We start from the raw sequence: 25448 nt of genomic DNA, 5'->3' as shown, positions 1-25448 counted from the left end.
CGGCAGCCACGCTACCCTTGGGGTCCAGCCAAGTACAGGGAGACCCTGATCGCATGACGAGCAACGGTGGGGTGCAGTCGGTCGAGCGCACCTTCGAGCTGTTGGAGCTGATGGCCGAGGCCGGCGGCGAGGTCGCGCTCAGCCAGCTCGCGGCCAGCTCGGGGCTGCCGCTGCCGACCATCCACCGCATCATGCGCACCCTGGTCGGCGGCGGCTACGTGCGGCAACAGCCGTCCAGGCGGTACGCCCTGGGCCCGCGGCTGATCCGCCTCGGCGAGACCGCCAGCCGCACCCTCGGCGCGTGGGCCCGGCCCTACCTGGCCGAGCTCACCGAGGTCACCGGCGAGACGTCGAACATGGCCGTGCTGGACGGCGACCAGGTCGTCTACGTGGCGCAGGCCCCGTCCCGGCACTCCATGCGCATGTTCACCGAGGTCGGGCGGCGGGTCGACGCCCACTGCACCGCCGTCGGCAAGGCGATCCTGGCGCAGCTGCCCGACGACACCGTCGAGCAGGTGCTGGCGCGGGCCAAGATGAAGCCGCAGACCGAGCGGTCGATCACCACCGTCGACGCCATGCGCACCGAGCTGAAGGCCATCCGCGAGCAGGGCTACGCGGTCGACGACGGCGAGCAGGAGATCGGCGTGCGCTGCCTCGCGGTGGCGGTGCCCGGTGCGCCGTCCAACGCGGCGATCTCCATCAGCGGGCCGGAAACCCGGATGGGCATGATCGCGGTGGACGAGGTCGTGCCGCTGCTGACCAAGGCGGCGAAGGTGCTGGCCCGGGAAATGGACGCCACCCGGGGATGACGGAGGCCGGGCCTTCAGCGGCCGGCCGGGCGCCACGGATAATGTGCCGGTGCCCCAGCCCGGTCAGTCCGCCCTGATCATCCCCGTGCCCACCGCCGCTCCCCTGCTCGCCCGGGTCGCGGCCAGGTACCCCGACGTGGTGCGCCCGGGCGACACCGGCCACGTGACGATGCTCTACCCCTTCACCGACGTCGCGCCGGCCGAACTGGCGGCGGTCGCCGACGACATCGAGCCGGTGGACGTGGTGCTGGACCGAGTGGTCCGAGAGCCGGGTTTCGTCGCGCTGACCGCGGATGCGCTGGGGCCGTTGACGGCCAAGATCCGCGGTCACTGGCCGGAAGTGGTGCCGTACGGCGGGCGGTTCGGACCGACGCCGCCGGCGCACCTGACGCTGGCGATGGGGGTCGCCGAGGAGGAAGCCGCGGACATCGCGACGATGGCGACCCCCGTCAGCGCGCGGTTGACGGAGCTCTGGCTGCTTCGCTACGACACCGAGTGGCGGGTCACCGGGCGGCACGCGTTTCGGGGCGGTCGATGACGCGCAGCCAGGAGCCGTCGGCCTGACGGCGAACGAGCTGCACGCGGCCGCCGGTGTTGTCGGACGGCACGGTGGAGGTCAGGGCCAGGTTGTCGCCCTGGTACACGGTCGGCAGGGTCTCCTCCTCGGTGAAGGTGGCGCCGGTCGAGACGAGCTGGACCATGAGCTCACGGATGGCGGCGCGGCCGACGGTCTGCTGCCCGGGCGGAAACGCCAGCACGGCGTCCTCCTCGTACAGGGCGGCGAGGCCGTCGGCGTCGCGGGCGTTGGCCCGTTCGACGAACAGGCGGGACAGGTCTTCCGGGGTCTGTGCGTTTGTCATGGCTCAAGCCTGCGCGGTCGCGAACAAGAAGTCCAAGAACTAGTTGAGCTGGTAGCTAGAATCGCCAGTTATGGAACTTCGCCAGCTTGAGTACTTCGTGGCGGTGGCCGAGGACGCCAACTTCACCCGGGCGGCGGAGCGCCTGCACGTGGCGCAGCCGGGCGTGAGCGCACAGATCAGACAGCTGGAGAAGGAGCTGGGCCTGCCGCTGCTGGACCGGTCCGGCCGCACGGTGACGCTGACCGAGGCGGGCGCGGCGGTGCTGCCGTTCGCCCGCGCGGCGCTGGGCGCGGTCGCGGGGTCGAAGCAGGCGGTGGACGAGCTGACGGGGCTGGTGCGCGGGCGGGTGGCGATCGGCACGATCACGTCCTGCCCGGCGGTGGCGATCGCGGACATGATCGACGGCTTCCACCGCGCGCACCCGGCCATCGAGATCACGTTGTCACAGGACAACTCCGACCGGCTGGTGGACGCGGTCCGCGCCGGCGCCCTCGATCTGGCGGTGATCGCGCTCAGCTCGTCGACGTCCTACCCGGGCGTGGCGCTGAAGATCTTCGTGGACGAGCGGATGGTCGCGGTGGTCGGCCACGACGATCCGTTCGCCGGCAAGGAATCGTTGCCGATCAAGGCGTTCCGCGACCGCGAGCTGATCAGCATGCCGCCGGGAACCGGCATCCGGTCCTGTGTGGACGAAGCGTGCGCGCTGGCCGGCTTCACGCCTCGGATCGCCTTCGAGGCCAACGATCCGACCATGGTGATGCAGCTGGCCCGGCGCGGCCTCGGCGTCGCGTTCGTGCCGACGTCGATGGCCGCCGGGCCCGGACTGCATCCGATCACCGTCGCCAGCCCGGCCCTGCGGGGCAAACTCGCGCTGGCGTGGCGTGCGGACGGTCCGATCAGCCCGGCGGCCACCGCGTTGATCGATCACGGCATCGCCGCGCTCGTCTCCTAGCAGCTGACCAGGAGCGAGGTCAGCGCCGAGCACCTGACGGTGCCGCTGTCGTTGGCGGCGTTGCCATCCGTGGGCATGCTGGCGGTCCGCGTGGCGGTCACCGCCATCGACCCGGAGATCGTCAGCAGGCCGACGGTCAGCCGCAGCGACTTGCTGGCCGCCGCGCCGTTGGCGAGGGCGCCGAACTGGCAGGTCGCGGTGCGGACGCCGGCGTCCACGGTGCAGCCGGGCGCGTACGGCGAGACGAAGCCGTTGGCGTAGCTGAACTTCACCGTCGCGCCACTGGCCGAGCCGGGGCCCTTGTTCGTGACGGTGGCGGTGAACGTCACCTCGTGCACGAGCAGGCCGGCCGGGCTGGCGGTCAGCTTCACCGCGAGGTCGGCGCTGCGCTGGCCGATCGCGACCTCGTACGGCTGGCTGCCGTCCGGCGTCGGAACCACGGCGCTGACGGCGTTGCTGGCCGTGCTCAGCACGCTCACGCCGGTGCCGAAGTAGTTGCCCACGTACAGCGAAGCGCCGTCCGGGGTGGCCGCGATGCCGCCGAGCACGCGCGTGGACACCGGGATCGTGTGCGTGACGGCGCCATGGTCGAGCACCGACACGGTGCCGTCGGCGGCGGTCACGTACAGCACGCCCTGCGTGTAAGCCAACTCCTGCGGGCTGCCGGCGATCGGGGTGGCCGTGGTCTGCGCGCCGGTCGCGGTGGCGAACGTGGTCACCGTGTTCTCGACGGCGTTGACCACCGCCAGCTCACTGCCGTCCGGCGAGACCGCCAGGGCGCTCGGGTGCGGCGTGGCGATCGTAGAGGTGACCGTGTTGGACGCCGTGTCGATCTTGTACACGGTGCCGGCGTTGGTGCTGGCCACGAACACGGCCTTGCCGTCGGGGGTGATCACCGCGACGCCGGAGGCGACCGAGCCGACCTGGATGGTCGCGGTCACGGTGTTCGAGGCGGTGTCGATCACGTTCAGCGAGTTGGTGCCGTCGTTGCTGACGTACACGTGGCGGCCGTCGGGCGCGCTGGTGACGAAGTTCGGGGCGCCGGAGACCGGGATGGTCGCGGTCACCGTCGAGGTGGCGGAGTCGATCACCGAGACCGCGGCGCTGCCGTGGTCGGCGACGTAAACCCGGCTGCCGTCCGGGAGCACCGCCAGGCCGTGCGGGTTCGTGCCGACCGGCACGGTCGCGGTGATGGCGTTGGTGGCGGTGTCGATCACGTACACCAGGTTCTGCCGGCTGTCCGTGACGAAGGCGTTGTAGCCGCCGGCGGTGGCGGCCGAGGCCGGTGCGGCCAGGCCGAGGCCCGCGAGAACCACGGTCGTTCCCGCCGCGACGAGTCTTCGGATCCCCTTGCCCGCACCACTCATTGGTCACTCCCGTCGACGTCGACGGCCGGCGAGGCCGCCGGCACACGGGGATTAGCGCGGTTGAGCCCGAAAGGGTTACACGTCACGTTCCCGGGGTGTCGTGCGATAGGACCACTGTTGCGCCCCCGAGCCTGGAGCAGCCGATGCCGAATCCGGGAGTCGCCGTGCAGGTCGTGACGGCGATCGAGACCGTGTACGGCCTGCGCTTCCCGATCGGCATGCGGGCGTGGGACGGCAGCCGGGCCGGCACGCCGGAGGGGCCGGTGGCCGTGCTGCGGTCGCCGCGCGCCGTGCGGCAGCTGCTGCTGCGGCCGGGGCGGTCCGGGCTGGTCACGGCGTATGTGACCGGTCATCTCGACATCGACGGGGACTTCGCCGTCGGGCTGCGGCACTGCCGGGAGCTCGTCGCGCACGTCCGCGCGCAGGGCCCGCCGCGGCCCGCGCACTGGCCCCGGTTGATCGGGTTGCTCGCCCGGACCGGCATCGGCGGCCGGCGGGCGCCCGTCGACGCCTCGCAACCGACAGTGGACTTTCCGCCGTCCATCTTGGACGACACGATGGCCCGTTCCTGCGGGTACTGGACGTCCGACGGCCCCGAGTACCACCTGTCCGACGCCCAGCACGACAAGCTCGACCTCGTGTGCCGGAAACTGGGACTGGCCAAGGGAATGCGGTTGCTCGACGTCGGGTGCGGCTGGGGCTCCCTCGTGCTGCACGCCGCCGAGAACCACGGTGTCGCCGCCACCGGTGTCACCGTCTCCGCCACCCAGTGCGAGTTCGTCCGGGCCCGCGCCGCCGAGCGGGGTCTCTCGGACTCCGTCACCGTGCAACGGGTCGACCCTCGTGACATCGATGGCGAGCCCTTCGACGCCGTCGCCTCCATCGAGACCGGGGAACACGTCAGCGCCCACGACTACCCGTCCTACTGCGCCACCTTGCGCCGACTGCTGCGGCCCGGCGGGCAGTTGCTGATGCAGCAGACCTCCGGCGGCGGCATGTTCACCGGCTCGTACCTCACGCCCGCCATGGCCACCCGGCCCGTCGAGCACACCCTCGGCCAGCTCCGCGACGCCGGCCTGGAGATCAAGGACGTCATGTCCATGCGGGAGCACTACGTCCGCACCATCGACGCCTGGCGGCATGCCCTCGACCTCAACTGGGACGACGTCGTCACCCGCGTCGGCGCCTCCCGGGCTCGCATCTGGCGTCTCCAACTCGCCGACAACGCCCTCGCCTTCGCCGACGACAAGATGAGTGTCCACCAGATCCTCGCCGTCCGCCGCTGACCCCGGAGTCAACGCCAGTGCACGGGCAGGGTTTCCGGCCGGGGTTCCGCCGCGCCGGGGAGGACGACCAGCTCCGAAGGGTCGACCGCCAGCCGGGTCGCCGGATACCGCAGGGCGATGCGTTCCAGGGCGACGGTCAACACCATCACCGCCAGCTGGGAGCCGGCGCAGAACCGCTCCCCCACACCGAAAGCCATGTGCCGGTTGTCCTTGCGCGCCGGGCAGAACTTGTCGGCGTCGGCGAAGCGAACGGGGTCGCGGTTGGCGGGGCCGGTGGCGGCGAGCACGACTTCGCCCTTGCCCACGACCACGGAACCGACCGGAACGTCCTCCAAGGCGCACCGGGAACGCATGGTGCCGCCGAGCGGCGCGAAGCGGAGGAGTTCGTCGACGAGGCGGCGGACATCGACTCGGGAGGTGGGCCAAGCAGCGAAACCAGGGCCCTCGGTGAGCAACGTCAGGGCGGCGTTGGCGATGCCGGCGACCAGGGTCTCGTACCCGGTGGCCAGCACGGTCGCGGCCAACGGGGCCGGCTCGGATGCCGTCACGGTCAAGGCGGTCAGCAGGTCCGACGACGGCGACGACACCCGAGAAGCGGCCAAGCCGGCCAGGTAGTCGATCAAAGCGCACTGCGCATCCTCGACGACAGCGCCGGGAAAGCGGTTCAGGGACAGCACGATGGACGACCACTCGGCGCAACGCGAGTAACCCTCGACCGGAATGCCCAGCCAGGTGCCGATGGTCCACATGGCCAGCGGCGCGGCGTACGAACCGACGAGGTCACCCGAAACCGCCCCGAGCAACGAATCCGCCTCGGCAACAAGGCGGTCCCGCAGCAAACCGCTGGGGCACAGGCGCATCGCCGCCAGCAGCTGGTCACGAATGCGGGTGTGCTCGGGCGGATCGGTGGTGAACAGCAGTCCGGGCAGCAACCGCCCGGACCGGGTGGTGGCGGTCCCGGCGGTCAGCGGCGCCTTGCCGAACCGGGGATCGGACAGCACCAGCCGCACGTCCGCGTAGCTGGTCGCCAGCCAGGCCGGGTGGCCCGTCGGCGTCAGGACCCGCCTCACGCCACCGACCACCCGTGCTGGCCCAGCCACCGACAGCCGTTGTCCACGGCCCGCCGGGCGTCCACCTCGACCAGCACCACGGGAACCTTGCGAGGCCCCAGCGGCAACGGTTCGGTGAGCACCCGCCCGCCGAAGGCAACCGCCGTCGGCACCGTCGCCGACAGGCAGGTCACCACCAGCCGGGTGCTCCCGCCGTGCCGAAGCCACCATCGGCACGCCGCGTGCACCACGGCCGTCAACACCCCACAGGATCGAAGCTCCGGCACCACCAGCGCCCGCCCGACCACCGCGAACCGCCCGGGCTCCACAATGGACTCCACGCCGTCGAAATCATCGTGCAGGTCCCCGCCGTGCTCGGTGTTCGCGGTCAGCCGCAGGCTGCCGACCGGCCGGTCGTCCTCGGTGCACACCAGCTGCACCGCGTCCTCGTCGTAGGAGTCCCACACCGGGACACCCAGTCCCGCGAGCGCGTCACGGTAGTGCTGGTCACGCATCCGGATCACCTGAAGCCTTCGGGGCAGGCTGTTGGCGATTCGCACGTCCAGCGCCCGTCCCGGCCGGCCGTAGCGGCCGATCACCGGGTCGAGCCGGTCGAACGCACGCGTCGCGGCCGCGAACAGGTCGTGGTCGCGAGGCGTGATCACTTCACGTAGTCCGGGAGCACGCGCGGCGGCCAGGTGGCGACGCTGAGGATGCCCAGCGCGTAGGCCTTGGACACCAGGGCGGGCCGGTTGGGGGCCTTGAGCTTCCGCAGCATGGCGCTCACGTGGTACTCGACGCCCTGCCGGCTCAGGTACAGCTGCGAGGCCATCTGCACGGTGGAGACGCCGGCGGCGACACCCTCGAGGATGCGGGCGTCCACGTCGGTGAGGACCTTGCTCTGGTCGACGACGACGCGGCCGGACTTGGCCGGGTTGCTCGGCGTGATCAGGATCAGGATGCTGGCGGCGACCCGGTTGTTGGCCCGCACGGCGACCGCGGTGAGGTTGCCGGCGACGACGGTGCCGTCGGGGCGCATCGCGACGACGTGCTCGGTGAAGCGGCCGCGCTTGCCCTCGGCCAGCTTGGCGAACTGGCGGCGCAGGCCGGCGCGGACCCCGGGGTGCAGCAGGTCGGTGAACTCGCGGCCGGTCACCTCGGGGGCGGACCGGTCGAGCAGGTGGAACAGGTCGGCGTTCGCCTCCAGCACCCGATACGCGGGATCGAGGGCGGCGATGCAAACTCCGGACCGCTCGAAAAGCGATCGGAAAAGGTCGTCGGACTGGTCGGCAACCATTCGCCGGTCGGCGAGTTCGGTGACCACGCTCAGTGGCCGACTGTAGGACTCGGACACGAGGACCCCCGGTTGTCTTGACGTTGATGACAAGGCGGATAAGCCGTCTTTCGAGTACGGAACGATCGTATGAAGGCCTTGTCGCCGACGTCTACGGCGTGGGCACTAGTGGGCACTAACACTGTGGTCGCCGAACTCTCTTGGTTCGGTGGTGCGGCAGGGGTGCGGTAGGTGCGGTTCGGTCCCCCGCACCCGGTCTGACAACGATGTCAGTCGGCCTGCGCGAGCATGGCCGCGACGAGCCCGGCCCGGCCGGGCACGGCCAGCTTGCGGTAGGAGTTGGTGAGGTGCTTCTCCACCGCCCGTGAGGAAACTCCCAGCTCATCGGCTATCTCCCCGTTGGTTCGGCCGGCCGCGGCGAGCATCGCGACCTTGCGTTCGGTCTTGGTCAGCTGGGTCCGAGTGGCGGTGGTACGGGTGGGGGCGGTGGACCGTACGGGTAGCCAGGGGGTGGACTCCACGGCGCCGGCCTGCCTCAGGTACACGTCGCCCTCAGCGCCACCGAGACGGGCGCCGAGGGCGGCCTGCGCGCGGGCCAGTTCGAGCTGGTGCGCGCTGTTGTCCAACGTTGTAATTGCGTCGCGAAGAAGTTGCGTGCCCTTGGGCCCCTCGGTGATGGTGCCCCACACCCGCAGCGCCCGGCCCATCGCCGTGGCCGAACCCCATTCCCGGGCCATCTCGTGCTCGGTACGGACGAGTTCGACGGCGTCGGCCTGCTCGCCGAGCTGGTGGTGCAGGCCGGCGGCCCAGCTGCGCCACGGCACGATGGCCGGGTTGCGCCAGCCGATGCGCTCGGTGCGCCGGCCCAGGTCGTAGAGGTGGTTCAGGGCCTGCCCGAGCCGCCCGTCGCGAGCGGCGAGCCAGGCCCGGACCATGTGCAGCGGCCACAGGCTGGGCAGCGCCTCGCCGTGCTCGGTGCACTTGGCCAGCAGCCGCTCGGCCAGGTCGACGGAGTCGGTCTCGATGGCCACCATGGCCAGCGCCTTGGTCGGCGCGGAGACGGTCCGCAGCCAGTCGGCGTCGGCCAGCGCGAGCCCCTCGGCGGCCGCGCCGCGGGCCTGGGACAGCATGCGGGCGCGCATGAGGATCATGGACTGGTGGGTGGTGATGATCGCCTGGGGCACGACGGCGTTCTGCCGGCGGGCCTGCCGCAGGGCCAGGTCGAGCCACGGTCCGGCGACGTCGTCGCAGTCGCCGGCGACCAGCGTGGTGACCACCAGCGGCACGGCCGCGTGCGCGTGGCTGGCCACCGCGGGCTCGTGCTCGACGATGCGCCGGGCCAGCGGCACGGCCTGAGCCGCGGGCAGGCCGCCGCTGAGCGTGCCGGCGTGCACCAGGACGGCGGCCAGCTCGCGCTCGCCGCGGGTGTCCAGCGACGGGTGATCCCCCAGCTCACGCAGCCTTTCCACGGCCATCGCCAGCCGCGCCGGGTTGTCGGCCTGGGTGCAGCGCAGCCGCGCCTCCAGGGAAAGGGCCAGCTCACGGTCGGTGCCGGCGAGCTTGTCCGGGTCGCCGAGCTCGGCCGCGACCTGCGCGATCACGTCCAGCACGGGCGAGGAAGCGACGCCCAGCAATGGCGGTGCGATACGCGAGACCGCGAGGGCTCGTTCGCGCGTCGAACTAAGTAGCGGAACGGCCTGGGAAATGTGTCGCACGGCCGCGGCCGGATCGAACCAGCATTCCGCGGTGGCCAGTTCGACGAGCAGCATGGCGCGATCGGAGCCATCTGATGAACAATCGAGCAAAGCGCGCCGCAAATAGCGGGTTGCCACTTCGGGAGCGCCACGTGACAAGGCGGTGTCGGCGGCCGCTCGGAGCACCAGAATGGTCCAGTCGTCCTGATCCGCGCTGATCACCAACAGGTGCGCGGCCACCTGCTCGGCGGGGTAGCCGCCGGCGTGCAGCAGCGCCGCGGCCCGCCGGTGCAGCCGCTCGGCGTCGTCGGCGCTCATCAGCTGCTCGACGGCATCCTGAACGGCCATGTGCAGGAACTTCGGCACGGGCGTGGTGCAGGCGAGCAGCCCCATCCGGTCCAGCACCCGGGCCGCCTCGACGCAGCCGATCGGGTCCAGCTCGGACAGCTGCCCCAGCAGCTCGGCGTCGGCCTGTTCGCCGAGCACGGCCATCGCCTTGACGAACGACTGGATGCCGGCGGGCTGGCTGCTCAGGCAGGAGGTGAGCCGCTCGCGCAGCTGGGACGGCAGCAGCGAGCGGGCGATCGGCGCGTCGGCGGCGATCGGCCGGTAGCCGGAGACGGCCATGCCCAGCAGCACCGACATCAGGAACATCGGGTTGCCGTCGGAAACCTCGTGGCAGGCCTGGACGAACTCCTCCTCGCCGGGCTCGCCGAACTCCTCGGCGACCATCAGCCGGGTGCTGGCCAGGGACAGCGGTCCGGGGCGCAGCGTGCGGCGGGCCCCGTCGGTGACGGCCCGCACCAGCGGCCGCTCGGACAGCGGGTCGCCCTCCCGAACCGTGACGACGACGGTCGCCCGCACCCCGCCCAGCCGCTTGGCCAGGTACCCCAGCCAGCGCAGCGACGGCTGGTCGGCCCACTGCAGGTCGTCCACGACCACCAGGACCGGCCGCTGCAGGCTGATCGCGGTGAGCAGCATGAGCAGGCCGTGCAGCACGGTGTGCCGGACACCGCCGTCAGGCCGGCCGTCGTCCCAGCGCAGGTGCTCCCACTCCTGGGTCTCGTCCGGGCCGGCGAGGTCGTCGAACACCAGCCGGGCGGGTTCGGCCGCGCCGGCCAGCCACTCGTCGCGCTGCCGCTGGTCGACGCTCGCGAGCACGGGTTCCAGCAGCTGGCGCACGAGGCCGAACGCGAAGTCCTGTTCCAGCAAGGCCCCGTTGGCGCGCATCACCCGCGCGCCCTGCAGGCCGGCGAGACTGGGCAGGCCACCGAGCAGCGCGGTCTTGCCGATGCCGAGTGGACCGGTGATCACCATCAGCGAGCCGTGGCCGTCGGCGGCCGCCTGCAACGCCTCGGCCACCAGGCCGAACTCGGTCTCCCGTTCGCACAGCACGGTGGTCAGTCCCTCCTCAGCTGCTCGACGCGGGCCACCACGCTCGGGGCTCCCCACGCCTTGGCCAGCCGGTACTCGGCTGCCAACAGGTTCTCCGCCTGCTCGGTACGCCCGAGCGCACGCAACGCGATCACCGCGGGAGCCCGCCACGACAGCAGCGCCGGGTTGTCCGCGGTCTTGGCCTGCAGCTGCCGGCCGCACTCCAGCATCATGGCGGCGGCCTCGCCGTGGTCGCCGCTGGCCAGCCGCAGCTGGCCGTGCGCGTACAGCAGGTGCGGCCACGTCATGCCGTCCGGCAGCCCGGTCGGCGCCGGGTGATCACGCGCGATCCGTTGCGCCGCATCGAGTTCGCCGCGGGCCAGCGACAACAGCACCTGCGCGGCGACCAGGCTCGGCGACACGCGCGGGTGCCAGCACTCCAGCGGCAGCAGCTCCAGCGCGGTGGCCAGCGCCCGCTCGGCGGCGTCGAGGTCGAAGTTGCGGGCGAAGAGATCCGCGTAGGAGCTCCAGGCGTACGCCGCGAGCGCGCGGTCGGTGGGTAGCCGCAGGTTTCCCAGCAGTGCCCGCAGCGCGGCGCCGGCCTCGTCCACCTCGTCGGCCACGGCCAGCGCCCACGCCGCGCAGGTGCGCACACCGACCGGCCCGTCGGCGGCGATCGCCTTGCGCGCCAACACCTTGCACAGCTCGATGTTGCGGCCGGCCATGGCCAGGTGCCAGGCCGCGACGCCGGCCTGCGCCGGGTTCTCCGGCTCCTCCGCGAGCGTCGCCGGCGCGTCCAGGCTGATCGGCTTCGAGGCGTCGTCCTCGGCCAGCCAGTGCAGCGCCACGAGTTGGTCCATGGACTCCGGATCCGCTCCGTGGCTGCGATACGCGTCGGCGGTCAGCCGCCGCACCAGCATGCCGGCGCCGCGGGCGAACAGCAGGTCGGCGGCGCGCACCCGCAGCGGCCCGATCTCCGGACCGCCGTCGGCGACGACGACCTGGCCGAGGTGCCGGTCGGCCGCCTCCGCGCTCTCCAGCAGCTCGATCTCGCCCAGCTCCAGCAGCACCTTGGCGTGCGCCAACGGATCCCCGGTCTCCCGCGTGGCCCGGGAGAGCAGCTTGGTCGCGGACGCGGTGTCGCCGGCCAGGTTGTGCCAGGCGGCGGCGCGGCGCAGCACATCCACCGCCCACGGCTCGCCGATTGCCTTGGTACCCAACAGGATCTTCGCCACGCCGGTGTCCGGGGCGGCGCTGAGGTGGCCGAGCCGCGCGGCGTGCGCGTGCATCGATTCACGTTGCGCCACCGGCATTCCGGCCAGCAGCCGGTCGGCCGACACCCACGCCGCCAGCAGCGGACGGCCGCCGCTGGTGATCAGGCCGGCGTTGTGCAGCAGCGCGCGAGCCCGCGGCGCGGACAACGAGTGCAGGCCGGCGACCGTGCAGACGAGGTCGAAGTCCAGGATGCCGCCGCAGATCGCGATGGCCCGCAGCAGCAGCACGAGTTCGCCCGGCAGGCCGTCGATCGTGCGGGACACGAGGTCGCTGGTCGCCTCCGCGACGGCCTCGCGCAGCTGGGGAACGGCCTTGTCGCTGGGCAGAACCCGTTGCGCGCTCAGCCGTCCGAGCACGGCCCGGAGCACGGCCGGGTTGCCACGGGTGGCCTCGGCGGCCACCTCCGCGAAGGTTTCCCCTACGCCGTCGGGGAATTCCCGGTCCAGCACCGCCCGCACCGACGCCGGATCGAGCGGCGCGAGCCGCAGCTGATGAGTCGCGGCGATGGCGGTCTCGGCGAGATCGGCGCCGCTGCGCACGGTCAGCAGCAGCACCAGCCGCGTGCCGGTCATCCGCCGTGCAACGCCCTGCAGCCAGCGCAACGACTCGGGGTCGGCCCACTGCGCGTCATCGACGATCGCCAGCAGCGGCCGTTGCCGCGCGGGGGCGAGGAACTCCCGGATCAGCTGGCCCAGCGCGGCCGGGCCGGCCCCGTTGCGCAGCCGATTCCACTGTGGACTGTCAGGCGGCAGCAGCGGGGCCATCAGCTGCGCCACCACGCCCAGCGGCGTCTCCGCCTCGCTGGGCGAGCCGGTCGCGTGCACCACCCGCATGCCCGCGTCGGCGGCCATCGCGTCGGCGCAGCCGGCCAGAGCCGTCCGGCCGATGCCCGGCGGGCCCTCGACGGTGACGACCGCGGACCGCCCGTCGGACGCTCCCGCCAACACCGCCCGCAGCAGGGCAACCTCGATCTGGCGATCGACGAGGGTGTCCGCGAAGGCAGGGGCGCCGGACATCATGACCGCCGGCTTACCGCTCGGCTCGCAGCATCGCGGTGAGCTCCGCACGGCCGGACACCCCGAGTTTGCGGTACGAGCTCGTGAGGTGGACCTCGACGGTGCGCAGCGCGACGAACAGCGTCTCGGCGATGGCCCGGTTGCTCAGCCCCTCGGCGGCCATCGCGATCACCCTCCGCTCGCTGCCGGTCAGCGCGTCCATCGGCGAGTCGATGTGCTTGCGCACCCGGCCGCCCGCCTCCACCACGAGCTTGCCGACCTCGGCCAGCTCGGCGCGCTCGCCGCTGCGGGTGGCCACGTCCATGGTCGCGCGCAGCACCTGCCGCGCCTGCTTGACGTCACCCGCGCGCAGCAGCGCCTGGCCGAGCCGGTGCCCGGCGCGGATCCGGTCCGGCACCGCGCCGCAGCCCTCCAGCCGCTCGACCGCCGCGGTCAGCGGCGCCACCGCGTCCTTGGGGTCCTCGGCGACGAGCCCGGTGACGAGCGCGATCAACCCGTCCGCCTTGGGAATCGGCCACTGCCGCCGCACGTCCTCGCTCATCCGGGCGACCAGCGCCGCCGCCTCCTCGCGCCGGCCCAGCTCGACGAGGATGTCCACGGCCTCCGGCCACCACAGCACGTACATCGGATTGGTGATGCCGGCGTCGTCGATGCTGCGCTCGCAGCGCCGCAGCATCTCCAGCGCGCCCGCCGCGTCACCGAGCTGCCGCATCACCTTGGCCCGGACGAGCGCGTAGTTGTACCACTCCCAGCCGAATTCCTCGTACCGCGGCCGAACCACCTGGTCGAGCAGCTCCATCGCCCGGTCGGGCTGGCCGAGGTCGGCGAACACGCCGGCCTGCGCGATCTGAGGCAACGTCAGCAGCAGGCCCGGCAGTTCCTGGCCGGCGACGTCGGCCGCGGTCTGCGCGTCGGCGGCGGCCTCGGCCAGTTCGCCGCGCCGGCGCTGCAGCACGGCCCGGAAACCCAGCGCCATCACGTGCATCACCGGCTCGGCCCGCCGCCGCGTCTCGGCCAGCGTGCGCTCCAGCCCGGCCAGCGCCGAGTCGATGTCGCCGGCCATCTCGAACGCCAGCGAGGCGCTCAGCAGCGTCAGGCCGTCCATCGGGACGTCCGGTGTCTCCATCACCGTACGGGCGCGGCGCAACACGGTTTCCACCGAACCGCCCTCGAACGCGGACAGCATCGCCATCAGCGACAGGGTCAGCATCTCCGCGCCGGTGTGGCCGGGCGGGTCGGGCAACATCCGGGCCCGCGCGGTGGCCAGCGGCAGTGTCGAGCATTCGTCGGTTGCGGACATCAGCAGCGTGCCCTCGGCGAGCATGCGCAGTTCCTGGTCCGCGGGACCGGGGTTCGGCCCGATCGCGGCATCCAGTTGGTCGATCACCTCGACGAGCAGTTCCACCGCCTCCTGCGAGGAATACACCGGCTGTGCGGCGCGGGCGAACAGTGCGGCGACGGTCGTGCGCTCCCGTGGGTCCGACACCCGCCCCAGCACCTCACGCAGGGTGGGCAGCGCGCTCGCCGGGTCGACCTGCGCGAGCAGGCCGGCCAGGTCGATCTGCAACCTGGTGCGGGTGTCGACGTCCAACCATTTGGATCCTAACGCTCGCTGCAAGTAGCCGATCGCCGCCTCGGCGGAGCCGCGCCGGTTGGCGCTCGTGGCGGCGTCGCGCAGCACCGGCGGCATCCACGGCTCGTCCACCGGCGTCAGCAGCAGATGGCCGGCGACGGTCTCGGCCGGCTCGCCCTCGTCGCTGAGCAGCCGCGCCGCCCGCGCCCTGGTGGCGTGCAGTTCCTCCTCGGAGATGCCGGCCAGGATGGTGGTTCGGACCTGGTCGTGGACGAAGTCGTGGCGGTCGGCGTCGAGCACGTCGCAGCGGACGAGCAGGTGCAGCGCGGTGATCACGGAGCGAACCGGCACCCGGCACAGCGCGGCCACCAGGTGCGGTCGCCCGGTGCCGACGAGCGCGGCCGCGCGGGCGACTTCGGTGACGTACTCGGGCTGTTTGGCCAGCGCGGCGACGACGGACGCGGCCAGCACGTTCCGGCCCATCTCCTGCACCAGCTCCGCGCTCTGCGCGTCCGGCTGCACGCCGTTGCGCCGCAGCTCACCCAGAAGCCGGTAGAGCAGCAGCGGATTGCCGCCGCTGACGTCGTTGCAGCGCGCGGCGAACGAGGGCGCCGGCACCTCGTCCAGGCCGGCGGCGATCAGGTCGACGACGTCGTCCGCGCCGAGCGGCCGCACCTCCAGCGTCGTGCAGCATTCGTGCGTGGTCAGCTGGGTCAGCAGCTCGCCGCCCTCGATGCCGCTGCGCTGCGCGACCACCACCAGCAACCGGAGGCTGTCCGCGCGCCGCAACAGGAAGTCCAACCAGCGCAAGGTGGAGTTGTCGCACCAGTGCGCGTCGTCGACGATCAGCGCCAGCGGTTGCTCGCTGGACAGACCAACTACAAGCCAGTAGAGGCCGTGCAGAACCGCGTAACCGCCGCTGGGCACGTCGCCGTCGGCGGCGGGAGTCAGCGCGGCACGAGCCCAGCGGGCAGGGCCGTGAACCATGGCCTGATCGATGCCCTCGAACAGCGCCCGCACGCCGGCGTAACCGGAACCGCTGCTCACCTCGGCGCAGTCGGCCCGCAGCACTCGCATGCCCCGTGCGGCAAAGCGCTGCTCGGCGGTGCGCAACAGCTGTGTCTTGCCGATTCCGGACGGCCCGCGCAGCAGCACCGCCTGGCCGTGCCCGGCGACCGCGAGGTCGGCCTTGGATTCCAGCTGTGCCAGCTCGTCGGTCCTGCCCAGCAGGACCCGGCCGACCGCGGGGACGCCGGTGTTGTCCTGAGTGGACAAGTCCGGGGCCGCGCCGGCGGAGACGAGCCTCCGATCCGGGTTCAGGGCAGACCGCCTTCCCTCTCGCGCCTGGCTGTGACCCACTGCTTATCAGGGCGACCGCCATCAGGCGGTGAAGGATACCGAAGGCCTGCCCTAACGGTCCTGAAAATGCCGACGATCTGACCTTGATCAGTCGTGACCATGCGGCACCCCCCGATGCCACCTAGGGTGAGTGGCGCAGGGGCTCCTACACCACTGTCGATGATGTAAGCACGATGATTGCGGGCCGGTGAAGTTTTGTTGAGCAACCGGCCCCCATCGGCCCACGGATCAGGGTGGTCGGGTGATCCATCGGCCCGGCGGATGGCCCAGTGCCCGGGCCTGACGGCGCGCCCGCCCGCGTTGTCGCGCTCCACCGGCCAATTCGGCGGCGATCGACGAAGTAAACGGGCGTCACCGTTTGGCATTATCACGCGACCGGGAATGACCACCCCGTGAAGAAATCGCGACTTTGATCTTGACGGTCCGACAGCCGGGATTCCATCGGAAAAACAGGGGTTGCGGCCAGGCGTGGCCGATCACGACCGCCGCGCGCCCACCAGATGCTCCAGCGCGAGCTGCGACAGCCGCACGAAGCCGTACCCCCTGGCCCCTACCGCGTCGGGGTCGAAGTCCGGATCGGACGCCCGCAGCTGGGCCACCGTCTCGCGGCGGGACAGCGTCGGCAGCAGGATCTCGTCCACCTTGGCCGCCCGCAGCGCCTCGCCCACCTCTGGATCGGCGCGGAACGCCGCCGCACGCTCCTTGAGCAGCAGGTAGGTCCGCATGTTCGCGGCCGCGCTGGCCCACACGCCGGTGACGTCCTCGGTGCGCAGCGGCTTGTAGTCGAAGTGCCGCGGGCCGCCGTATCCGGCCTGTTCCAACAGGTCCACCAGGAAGAACGCGGACAGCAGGTCGCCGTGGCCGAAGATCAGGTCCTGGTCGTAGCGGGGACCGCGCTGGCCGTTGAGGTCGATGTGGAACAGCTTGTCCTGCCACAGCGCCTGCGAGATGCCGTGCACGAAGTTCAGCCCGGCCATCTGCTCGTGCCCGACCTCGGGGTTCACGCCGACCAGCTCCTCGTGCTCCAGCGTCGAGATGAAGCCGAGGGCGTGGCCGATGGTCGGCAGCAGGATGTCGCCGCGCGGTTCGTTCGGCTTGGGCTCGATCGCGAACCGCAGGCGGTAGCCCTGATCGACGACGTACTGGGTGAGGATGTTCATCGCCTCGCGGTAGCGGTCCAGCGCCGCGCGGACATCCTTGGCGGCGTCGGTCTCCGACCCCTCACGGCCGCCCCACAGCACATACGTCGACGCGCCGAGCTCCGCCGCCAGATCCACGTTCCGCAACACCTTGCGCAGCGCGAAACGCCGCACCGACCGGTCGTTGCTGGTGAAACCGCCGTCCTTGAACACCGGATGGGTGAACAGGTTCGTGGTCGCCATCGGCACCACCAGGCCGGCCTCGTCGACGGCCTTGCGGAAACGCTTCACCCGCTCCTCGCGCACGGCGTCGTCGGAGCCGAACGGGATCAGGTCGTCGTCGTGGAAGGACACGCCCCACGCGCCGAGCTCGGCCAGCCGGTGGACCGACTCGACGGGGTCCAGTGCCGGCCGGGTCGGCTCGCCGAACGGGTCGTTGGCGCGCCAGCCGACCGTCCACAGGCCGAAGCTGAATCTGTCCGCCGGTGTCGGGTCCGCGGCCACGTCGACCTCCATCGGGTTTAGTTAGTTCGCCGAACTTACGCATCGGCAACTCGGGCAGTCAATGACACCCCGATTGCCCCTCGGTGAACGCGGGTACCTGGTCAGGGTGAGTCCTAGCGAAGCTTCGACGCCGCCGCCAGTGGCCGGTAGATATGTGCTGGTCAGGACGCTGGGCGCGGGCGGCATGGGCACCGTGTGGCTGGCCAGGGACCTGCTGCTGGGCCGGGACGTGGCCGTCAAGGAAGTCACCGGACAGGGTGAACGCGTGCTGCGGGAGGCCCGCGCCGCCGCCCGGATCGTGCACCCGAACGTGGTCACCGTCTACGACGTCGTCGAGCACGACGACCGGCAGTGGATCGTCATGCAGCACGTGGACTCGCGGACGCTGGCCGACGTGATCGCCGAGGACGGCCCGATGTCGCCGGACCGCGCCGCGGAAATCGGCCTGGACCTCCTCGCCGCACTGCGGGCGGCGCACGACAGCGGCGTGCTGCACCGGGACGTCAAGCCCGGCAACGTGCTGCTCGACTCCGCCGGGCACGCGTACCTGGCCGACTTCGGCATCGCCAGCGCCGAGGGCGACAGCACGCTCACCGCGGCCGGCACGCTGGTCGGCGCCCCCGCCTACATGGCGCCGGAGCGGGTGCAGGGGCTGGAATGCGGCCCCGAGTCGGACTTCTGGTCCCTCGGCGTGACGATCTACGCTGCTGTAGAAGGAATCGTGCCGTTCGACCGGACCGATCCGTTGGCCACCATGACCTCCGTGCTGATGGATCCGCCGCCGGCGCCCACCCGGGCCGGCTGGCTCACCCCGCTGCTGACCCGGTTGCTCGACAAGGATCCCGCCGGCCGACCCGGCCCCGACGAGATCTTCACGGCCCTCAGCGGCTCCCCGCTCGTGCAGACGACCGTGCCGATGCACCCCGGTCCCCCGCAGCACCGCCGACGCGCCCCGATGGCCGTCGGCGCTTTCGCGTTGGCGGCGGTCGTCGGCGTGATGCTGTTCCTGTTCCGCACGGGCCCGCCACCGGCCGACTCGCACACCCCGGCCGCTCCCCCGTCGATGACGACGACGAACCATGCGCCGGAGCAGATCGCGCCGGTGCGGGCGACCACCACGTCGACCGCCCGCAACACCACGTCGTCGACGCCTGAAACCACGACGTCGACGACGACAACAACCGAGACGACGACCGAGCCGCCAACGACGACGACCACCACCACCGCGGTCACCACCGAGCCGACGACCACACCCGAGAACACCAGCACCACGGCCAGGGAACAGACTTCCGTGTCGCCAACAAGTTGATGTTGCCGGGAGGGAAAGGTGAAGTGGTACGCGGACCGGCCGGGCCGGTTCCTGCGTCAGGTGCTCGCCGACGTCGTCGCGCTCGGGTGGATCGGCGGCTGGATCTGGCTGGGGGTCCAGGTCCACGACACCGTCCGCCGATTACGGGCGCCGGGTGACGGGCTCGTCAACGCCGGCAGCGGCCTGCGGGACACGTTCCGCGACGCGGCCGCCAGCGCCGGCAAGGTGCCGTTCGTCGGCGGGCAGCTCGCCGACGCGCTCGGCGCCGGCACCAACGCCGGCGCCACGCTCGTGAACGCCGGCAACGGAGAGATCGACACCGCCGAAAGCCTGGCGTTCTGGGTTCCGTTCGCGCTCGTGATCGGACCGGTGCTGGTCGCGCTGGCCATCTGGCTGCCGCTGCGCATCCGCTACGCGCGCTCCGCCGGGGCGGTCCGGCGGCTCGGGCGGCTGGACGGCGGCGAGGACCTGCTGGCCCTGCGCGCCCTGACCCGGCTGCCGCTGCGATCGCTGGCCCAGGTCAGCGACGACCCCGCCGGCGACTGGCGCAAAGGCCGGCGCAAGGTGATCGGCGAGCTGGCCGCCCTGGAACAAAACGCGCTCGGATTGCGTCGCTCTACCTAGAGGTCTTTCGAGGTGGAGGAGTTGTGGTGCGCGTCGACATCTGGTCCGACATCGTCTGCCCGTGGTGCTACGTGGGCAAGCGGCGGTTCGAGCGGGCCCTGGCCGCGTTCGAGCACCGCGACCGGATCGAGGTCGTGCACCACTCCTTCCAGCTCGACCCGTCGTACCCCGCCGGCCACACCGAGCCGACCGTGGAGATGCTGTCCCGCAAGTACGGCATGAGCGTCGACGAGGCCGCGCAGATGGAGGCCCGGCTGGAGCAGACCGCCGCCGGCGACGGCCTCGAGTACCACATGGACGGCCTGCACATCGGCAACACCGCCGACGCGCACCGGGTCGTGCACCTGGCCCGCTCGCACGGGCGGCAGGACGCCATGGTGGAGCGCCTGTTCCGGGCCCACTTCACCGAGAAGCTCTCCGTCTTCTCCCACGACTCCCTGATCGCCCTGGCCGTCGAGGTCGGCCTGGACGCCGACGAGGTGCGGTCCGTGCTGGAGTCGGACCGGTACGCCGCCGAGGTCGACGAGGACGCTCGGGCCGCCGCCCGCCTCGGCGCCAACGGCGTCCCGTTCTTCGTGATCGACATGCGCTACGGGGTGTCCGGCGCGCAGCCGACCGAGCTGTTCACCCAGGCCCTCACCGAGGCCTGGGACACGTCCGAATACGCCCGAAGTTGAGTCCCGAGATGCGCTCCGCGAACCGCCCCAACCCCCAGCGCCCACCCGCCGGCCGCCCCTACCCCCGGCGCCCCGCCGCCCGCACAGTGACAACCCGCTGATAACACCCCCGCGAGTCACGCTCTCAGGCATACCGAATGTAGGTTTCGGGCCGAAGTGAGCCTCGAGTCTCAGTTCTGCTCGGTTCTTACATTTCGGTGTGCCCCACAGCGTGACTCGCGGGGGGGCAGCTCCGGCCGTTGGTGCACCCAGCCGCTGGCGGCCTCCAGCTGGGCGCTCAGCGAGATCAGCGTCGCCTCGTCGGCCGGCCGCCCGACCAGCATGACGCCCACCGGCAGCCCGTCGGCGGTCCAGTGCACCGGCAGCGACACCGCCGGCTGGCCGGTCACGTTCTGCACCGGCGTGAACGCCACGAACCGCATGGTCCGCTCGAACTCCTCCACCGGGTCGTCGGCCTCGGTGAACCAGCCGGCCGGCCGGGGCGGCATCGCGAGCGTGGGACAGAGGACGACGTCGTACTCCGCCGTCCGGTCGATGATCGGCCGGGCCGCCCCCTGCAACGCCGCCAGCAGGCCCAGCGCCTCCGCGCCGCCGATCCCGGCGCCCCGCTCGCGCAGCATCCGCGTCACGGGCCGCAGCAGGAGCTCCTTGTCCGCCGGCACGGGCGCGGCCGCCGCCAGCAGGGCCCACACCTTCAGGAACGCGTCCGTGAGGGCGGGCCCGGCCGGCGGCTCGATCTCCTCGACGACATGCCCGGCGCCGACCAGCAGCTCGGTCGCCACGTCCACGGCCCGCACGCACTCCGGATCCACGTCGACCCCGCTCGGCGCGGCGGTGAACCGGCCGATCCGCAGCCGCCCCGGCTCCCGGTCGGCCTGCGCCAGGAACGACCCGTCCGGCCCGGCGATGGGCACCAGGCTGCCCGGCTTGTACGCGACGAGGGCGTCCAGGCCGGCGGCGGAGTCGCGCACGGTGCGGGTCAGCACGCCGCGCACGGACAGCCGCGTCGCGTCCGGCGGCGTCGGCCCGTCGGAGACCCGCCCCCAGGACGGCTTCAGCCCGACCAGGCCGCACACGCTGGCGGGGATGCGGATCGAGCCGCCGCCGTCGCTGCCCTGCGCGATCGGCACGAACCCGCCGGCGACCGCCGCGCCCGCCCCGCCGCTGGAGCCGCCGGCCGAGTACCGGACGTTCCACGGCGTCCGCGTCTCGACGCCGAAGTCCGTCTCCGAGTGGGCGGTGAGCCCGAATTCCGGGGTGGCGGTCTTGCCCAGGCTGATCAGGCCGGCGCGCCGCAGCGCCGTCACGGCGTGGGCGTTCACCGGCGACTGGAAGCCCAGCAGGGCCCGGGAGCCGAACGCCGTCGGGGCGTCCCGGGTGATGGTCAGATCCTTGATCGCCGTCGGCACGCCGTGCAGCGGCGGCAGCTCGTCAGGCGTGCTGAGCACTGCCTGCTCGGCCTCCTTGGCCTGCGCCCGGGCCTGCTCGGCGGTCATCGTCACGAAGGCGAACAGCAGGCTGTCCAGCCGCTCGATCCGATCCAGGTGGTGGTCGACCAGCTCGACGGGGCTCACCTCGCGGGCCCGGACCGCAGCGGCCTGCTCCAGCGCCGACAGCTCGTGCAACTCGGTCACGCAACGCCTCCGTCTAGGCTCGAACCATGAGCATCCTGGATCTTCAGCTGACCACACTCGGCGGCGAGCCGACCACCCTGGGCGCGCTCGGTGACAAGGCGCTACTCGTGGTGAACGTGGCGTCCCGCTGCGGCCTGACCCCGCAGTACGCCGGCCTGGAGCGGCTGCACGAGCGCTACGCCGACCGCGGCTTCAGCGTCGTCGGCATCCCGTGCAACCAGTTCATGGGCCAGGAGCCCGGCAGCGCCGAGGAGATCCAGACCTTCTGCTCCACCACGTACGGCGTGACGTTCCCGATGATGGCCAAGGTCGAGGTCAACGGGGAGGACCGGCACCCGCTCTACACCGAGCTCACCCAGACCGCGGACGCCGAGGGCGCCGCCGGCGACGTGCAGTGGAACTTCGAGAAGTTCCTGGTCGCGCCGGGCGGCAAGGTGGTCGGCCGGTTCCGGCCGCGGACCGAGCCCGAGGACGCCGGGCTGGTCGCGGCCGTCGAATCCGTGCTGCCGGCCTGAGGCGACCGGGCCGGGATCAGCTCTCCGGCTTCGCCGCGCCCAGGTTCTGCACCTTGTTGATGTAGAGCTGGCTCCCGGCCCACTTCAGCCCGATGCCGACCGGCTGCACGGTCTTCGTGCCGTCCTTGCTCACCAGGTGCTCGTCGGCCTGGAAGAAGAAGTCGCCGGGCCGGATGTTGTCCAGCGTCACCGACTTCAGCCCGCTCATCTGGCTGACGAACGAGTCCGCGCCGCCGATGAAGTCCGGGCTGAGGTAGGCGGCGGCCGCGTTCTGCGCGTTGTTGGGCAGCTGCGCGTAGAAGTCGGTGATCGTCTGCTGCTGCACGCTCTCGTCCGGCGACGACGTGACGGGCTGGCGCGAGATGGACGTCACCGCGGGCGCGTTCGTCGTGGTCGACGTGCTGCCGCCGGCCTGCGCGTTGCCGCCGCCGCCCTGGTTGTCCGGCCGGTTGCCGGTCATCTGGTTGCTGACCACGATCACGCCGACGATCACCGCGACGACAACCGCCGCGACGATGCCGATCAGGGCCCCGCGATTCATGCCGCCCGACTGCTGCTGGCCCTTCGGCCGAACGGGCGGCAGCGCCGTGGTCGAGGTGGACCGCGACGGGCCGCCGACCGGACGCTGTTCCACCCGCGTCGCCATCGGCGCCGGCCGCTGCGCGTTGGTCGCCACGGTCGGCATGTGCGCCTGCTGCGGGATCGGCATCGGCGGCGCCGGCTGGCCCGCGGCCACCGCACCCAGCGCGTCCCGGCAGCGCACCATCGTCACGCGCTCGGTCGGCTCCGACGACAGCAGCGACAGCAGCGGCTGGGTGAGCGGCCCCGCCTGGCGCGGCGGCTCGATCTGGCCGGACGCCACCTTGTGCAGCAGTGCCAACGGGTTGTCGCTGAGACCGAACGGCGGAACGCCCTCCACCGCGGCGTAAAGCGTTGCGCCAAGGGAGAAAACGTCCGAGGACGGGGTCGGGTCGTGGCCCTTGGCGATCTCCGGCGCGAGATACGCCGGCGTGCCGGCGAGCATGCCGGTGGCCGTCACCGTCGAGTCGCCCTGGGCCCGCGAGATGCCGAAGTCGGTGATCTTCACGGTGCCGTCGTCGCCGAGCAACACGTTGCCGGGCTTGACATCCCGGTGCACGATGCCGGCGGCGTGCGCGGCGGCCAGCGCTGAGGCCACGTGCATGCCGATGCGGGCCGCCTCCTGCGGCGGCAGCGTGCCCTGCTCCTCCAGCACCGCGGACAGGCTGCGGGACGGCACGTACTCCATCACCAGCCACGGCATGCCGTCGCCCTCGTCCACGACGTCGAACACCGCGACCGCGTTGGGATGCTGAAGTCGCGCGGCGATGCGGCCCTCACGCATCGCGCGGCGGCGTGCCTCCTCGGCGTCCGCCTCGGTCTGCCCCGGCTGCAGCAACAGCTGCTTGACCGCCACGGTGCGGTACAGAAGTTCGTCGTGCGCCTGCCACACGACGCCCATCGCGCCGCTGCCGATCCGTCGGCCCAAGCGGTAACGGCCCGCGACTACCCGGCCATCGACGGTCACGCCATCTCCTCGTTCACGGTTTCGCGCGCTCCACGGCGCCGCGACTGCTGCCCGCCGCCCATGTAACCAGCCACGCGCGCCACGCGGTTGGGGCCACCACGGCAGAACGCCGTAGACAATACCCAGCCCCGCGCGAATGGAGGCATTGACACGGTGCGAAACCGTCTTCACTGTCGTCGTCACGCAACCGCGGTCCCGGCGGGGGGATGATCATATGAGACATGTGCGCGCGTTCGGCCTGACCACCCTGGCGCTGACCCTGCTCACCACCGCATGTGCAGCAGCGCCGCCGAACGCGCAGCCGGGGCCGAGTACCACGCTGTCGGTGTGGCTGATGAAGGAGAGCGCGCCGGACAACGTCATCTCCGAGCTGAACCAGCAGTTCCACACCCTGCACCCGAACGTGCAAGTGAAGCTGACCACGCTGGAGTGGCCCGGGCGGGACGCGCGCTGGCAGGCCGGCATGGCCGCCGCGACGCCGCCGGACGTGATGGAGATGGGCAACAGCGACGTGCTGGCCTACGCCAGCACCGGCAAGCTCACCGACCTGACCAAGCAGGACTTCGAGAACTCCGACACGTGGCTCACCGGTCTGCGGGATGCCGGCAGCTACCAGGGCAGGCTCTACGGCGTCCCGTACTACGGCGGGGACCGCGTCGTCATCTACCGCAAGGATCTGTGGCAGCAGGCGGGGCTCGGCGACCCGCCGACCACTCTGGCCCAGCTGGAGGCGGACGCCGCGAAGCTGATGGCCGCCAACAAGGCCACGGACTTCTCCGCGCTGTACTTCCCCGGTCGCTATCAGTACGCCGCCCTGCCCTTCGTGCTCGACGCCGGCGGCACCATCGCCACGCAGCAGAACGGGAAGTGGGCCGGCACCCTGTCGTCGCCGAAGTCGCAGGCCGGGTTGCGCAACTGGGCCGAGTTCGTGGCGAAGGTCTCTCGCGCGCCCGCGGACAAGGACGAGACCAGCGACGTGGACGCCCTCGGCAGCGGCCGGGCGGCGATGATCATCGACCAGGGCGTGACGGCGAGCGCCGTGGCCAAGAAGTACCCGACCCTGGGCGAGCAGCTCGGCGTGTTCCCGATGCCGGGGGCGAACGGGCCGATGCCGGTGTTCCTCGGCGGCTCCAATCTCGTCGTGCCCAAGGCCAGCCGGCAGGCCGATCTGGCCGCCGAGTGGATCCGCCTGCTGACCGGGACCCAGTACGAGGGATTGCTCGGCCAGAGCGGTCTGGTGCCGAACAGCACCGGCCTGTCCACTTTTGTCAGCGGTGTGACGGCGGTCGAGCTGACCGCCGCCGGCAAGAGCTGGTTCACGCCGTTGTCCACGCGCTGGTCCGCCGTGGACAACGCCAACGTGATCCAGGACATGCTGCAGTCCATCTACAACGGCCGGGCCACGGTCGCCGAGGCCAGCGCCGCCGCCGACACCAAGATCACCCAGCTCCTGAACACCCCGGCCTGACCCCCGCGAGTCCCGCTCTCAGGCACACCGAATGTCGGTTTCGGGCAGAACTGAGCCTCGGGGCTCAGTTCTGCTCCGTTCGTACATTTCGGGGTGCCTGAGAGCGTGACTCGCCGGGGTCCTC

General features: G+C 71.8%; 20 protein-coding genes. 9 read left to right on the top strand and 11 right to left on the bottom strand.

What is annotated here, in order from left to right:
- The first annotated feature begins 53 nt into the window (after positions 1–53).
- Both BJ998_RS31250 and BJ998_RS31245 read left to right on the top strand, forming a co-directional pair.
- Entirely contained in the window at positions 54–809 is a 756-nt protein-coding gene (locus BJ998_RS31250) for an IclR family transcriptional regulator (protein ID WP_184866914.1), read from the top strand.
- A 49-nt stretch (positions 810–858) separates the two neighbouring features.
- Positions 859–1347: a 2'-5' RNA ligase family protein gene (locus BJ998_RS31245; protein ID WP_184866913.1), complete on the top strand. Its 489-nt coding sequence runs from the start codon at positions 859–861 to the stop codon at positions 1345–1347.
- On the opposite strand, the gene BJ998_RS31240 is transcribed toward BJ998_RS31245, so the two are convergent.
- Entirely contained in the window at positions 1313–1669 is a 357-nt protein-coding gene (locus BJ998_RS31240) for a YybH family protein (protein ID WP_184866912.1), read from the bottom strand. The genes BJ998_RS31245 and BJ998_RS31240 overlap by 35 nt on opposite strands.
- Before the next feature lie 70 nt (positions 1670–1739).
- Between BJ998_RS31240 and BJ998_RS31235 the strand changes: the two genes are divergently transcribed.
- Complete coding sequence (locus tag BJ998_RS31235; protein ID WP_184866911.1) at positions 1740–2621, top strand: LysR family transcriptional regulator; 882 nt, start codon at positions 1740–1742, stop codon at positions 2619–2621.
- Here the strand turns inward: BJ998_RS31235 and BJ998_RS31230 are convergent.
- Positions 2618–3988, bottom strand: coding sequence for a DUF11 domain-containing protein (locus BJ998_RS31230; protein ID WP_184866910.1), 1371 nt, complete (start codon positions 3986–3988; stop codon positions 2618–2620). The two genes, BJ998_RS31235 and BJ998_RS31230, sit on opposite strands and share 4 nt — an antisense overlap.
- Before the next feature lie 143 nt (positions 3989–4131).
- Between BJ998_RS31230 and BJ998_RS31225 the strand changes: the two genes are divergently transcribed.
- Positions 4132–5274 (top strand): SAM-dependent methyltransferase, encoded by a 1143-nt coding sequence (locus BJ998_RS31225; protein WP_184866909.1) that lies wholly within the window; start codon positions 4132–4134, stop codon positions 5272–5274.
- Between the two features lie 8 nt (positions 5275–5282).
- Here BJ998_RS31225 and BJ998_RS48720 read toward each other — a convergent pair whose 3' ends face one another.
- The 7 genes from BJ998_RS48720 to xylA all read right to left on the bottom strand — a co-directional run bounded on the left by BJ998_RS48720 (position 5283) and on the right by xylA (position 17563).
- Positions 5283–6344: a cytochrome P450 gene (locus tag BJ998_RS48720; protein ID WP_184866908.1), complete on the bottom strand. Its 1062-nt coding sequence runs from the start codon at positions 6342–6344 to the stop codon at positions 5283–5285.
- Positions 6341–6988 (bottom strand): GNAT family N-acetyltransferase, encoded by a 648-nt coding sequence (locus tag BJ998_RS31215; protein ID WP_184866907.1) that lies wholly within the window; start codon positions 6986–6988, stop codon positions 6341–6343. The genes BJ998_RS48720 and BJ998_RS31215 overlap by 4 nt, the downstream gene beginning before the upstream one ends.
- Positions 6985–7677 carry a LuxR C-terminal-related transcriptional regulator gene (locus BJ998_RS31210; RefSeq protein ID WP_312890413.1) on the bottom strand — a complete coding sequence of 231 codons (693 nt, stop codon included), beginning with the start codon at positions 7675–7677 and terminating at the stop codon, positions 6985–6987. Before BJ998_RS31210 ends, BJ998_RS31215 begins: the two co-directional genes overlap by 4 nt.
- Before the next feature lie 209 nt (positions 7678–7886).
- The gene (locus BJ998_RS31205) at positions 7887–10706 is read right to left on the bottom strand and encodes a helix-turn-helix transcriptional regulator (RefSeq protein WP_184866906.1); all 2820 of its coding nucleotides are present in this window, start codon (positions 10704–10706) and stop codon (positions 7887–7889) included.
- A 5-nt stretch (positions 10707–10711) separates the two neighbouring features.
- Positions 10712–12979 carry an AAA family ATPase gene (locus tag BJ998_RS31200; RefSeq protein ID WP_184866905.1) on the bottom strand — a complete coding sequence of 756 codons (2268 nt, stop codon included), beginning with the start codon at positions 12977–12979 and terminating at the stop codon, positions 10712–10714.
- Between the two features lie 10 nt (positions 12980–12989).
- Positions 12990–15824: an ATP-binding protein gene (locus BJ998_RS31195; protein ID WP_184866904.1), complete on the bottom strand. Its 2835-nt coding sequence runs from the start codon at positions 15822–15824 to the stop codon at positions 12990–12992.
- 560 nt (positions 15825–16384) lie between these two features.
- The gene (gene xylA, locus BJ998_RS31190; protein ID WP_184866903.1) at positions 16385–17563 is read right to left on the bottom strand and encodes a xylose isomerase; all 1179 of its coding nucleotides are present in this window, start codon (positions 17561–17563) and stop codon (positions 16385–16387) included.
- Between the two features lie 127 nt (positions 17564–17690).
- On the opposite strand from xylA, the gene BJ998_RS31185 reads away from it, so the two are divergent.
- Genes BJ998_RS31185 through BJ998_RS31175 form a run of 3 tightly spaced genes read left to right on the top strand, consistent with a single transcriptional unit; the run spans position 17691 to position 20161 of the window.
- A complete protein-coding gene (locus BJ998_RS31185; RefSeq protein WP_221338184.1) occupies positions 17691–18860 on the top strand; it encodes a serine/threonine-protein kinase in 1170 nt (389 codons plus the stop codon).
- Positions 18861–18878: 18 nt separating this feature from the next.
- Positions 18879–19484, top strand: coding sequence for a hypothetical protein (locus BJ998_RS31180; RefSeq protein WP_184866901.1), 606 nt, complete (start codon positions 18879–18881; stop codon positions 19482–19484).
- A 26-nt stretch (positions 19485–19510) separates the two neighbouring features.
- Positions 19511–20161 (top strand): DsbA family oxidoreductase, encoded by a 651-nt coding sequence (locus BJ998_RS31175; protein ID WP_184866900.1) that lies wholly within the window; start codon positions 19511–19513, stop codon positions 20159–20161.
- 170 nt (positions 20162–20331) lie between these two features.
- On the opposite strand, the gene BJ998_RS31170 is transcribed toward BJ998_RS31175, so the two are convergent.
- Positions 20332–21795, bottom strand: coding sequence for an amidase (locus BJ998_RS31170; protein WP_184866899.1), 1464 nt, complete (start codon positions 21793–21795; stop codon positions 20332–20334).
- Between the two features lie 26 nt (positions 21796–21821).
- On the opposite strand from BJ998_RS31170, the gene BJ998_RS31165 reads away from it, so the two are divergent.
- On the top strand, positions 21822–22310 hold the full coding sequence (locus BJ998_RS31165) for a glutathione peroxidase (RefSeq protein ID WP_184866898.1): 489 nt from the start codon (positions 21822–21824) through the stop codon (positions 22308–22310).
- Between the two features lie 16 nt (positions 22311–22326).
- On the opposite strand, the gene BJ998_RS31160 is transcribed toward BJ998_RS31165, so the two are convergent.
- The gene (locus BJ998_RS31160) at positions 22327–23856 is read right to left on the bottom strand and encodes a serine/threonine-protein kinase (protein WP_184866897.1); all 1530 of its coding nucleotides are present in this window, start codon (positions 23854–23856) and stop codon (positions 22327–22329) included.
- A gap of 214 nt (positions 23857–24070) precedes the next feature.
- Here BJ998_RS31160 and BJ998_RS31155 point away from each other — a divergent pair, with 214 nt between their 5' ends.
- The gene (locus BJ998_RS31155; protein ID WP_184866896.1) at positions 24071–25324 is read left to right on the top strand and encodes an extracellular solute-binding protein; all 1254 of its coding nucleotides are present in this window, start codon (positions 24071–24073) and stop codon (positions 25322–25324) included.
- Positions 25325–25448: the final 124 nt, after the last annotated feature.

The organism is Kutzneria kofuensis (assembly GCF_014203355.1).
In the GTDB taxonomy this organism is placed as follows: Bacteria; Actinomycetota; Actinomycetes; order Mycobacteriales; family Pseudonocardiaceae; genus Kutzneria; species Kutzneria kofuensis.
Note: the sequence above shows the minus strand (reverse complement) of the source record. Positions and strands in the feature narration are given on the sequence as shown.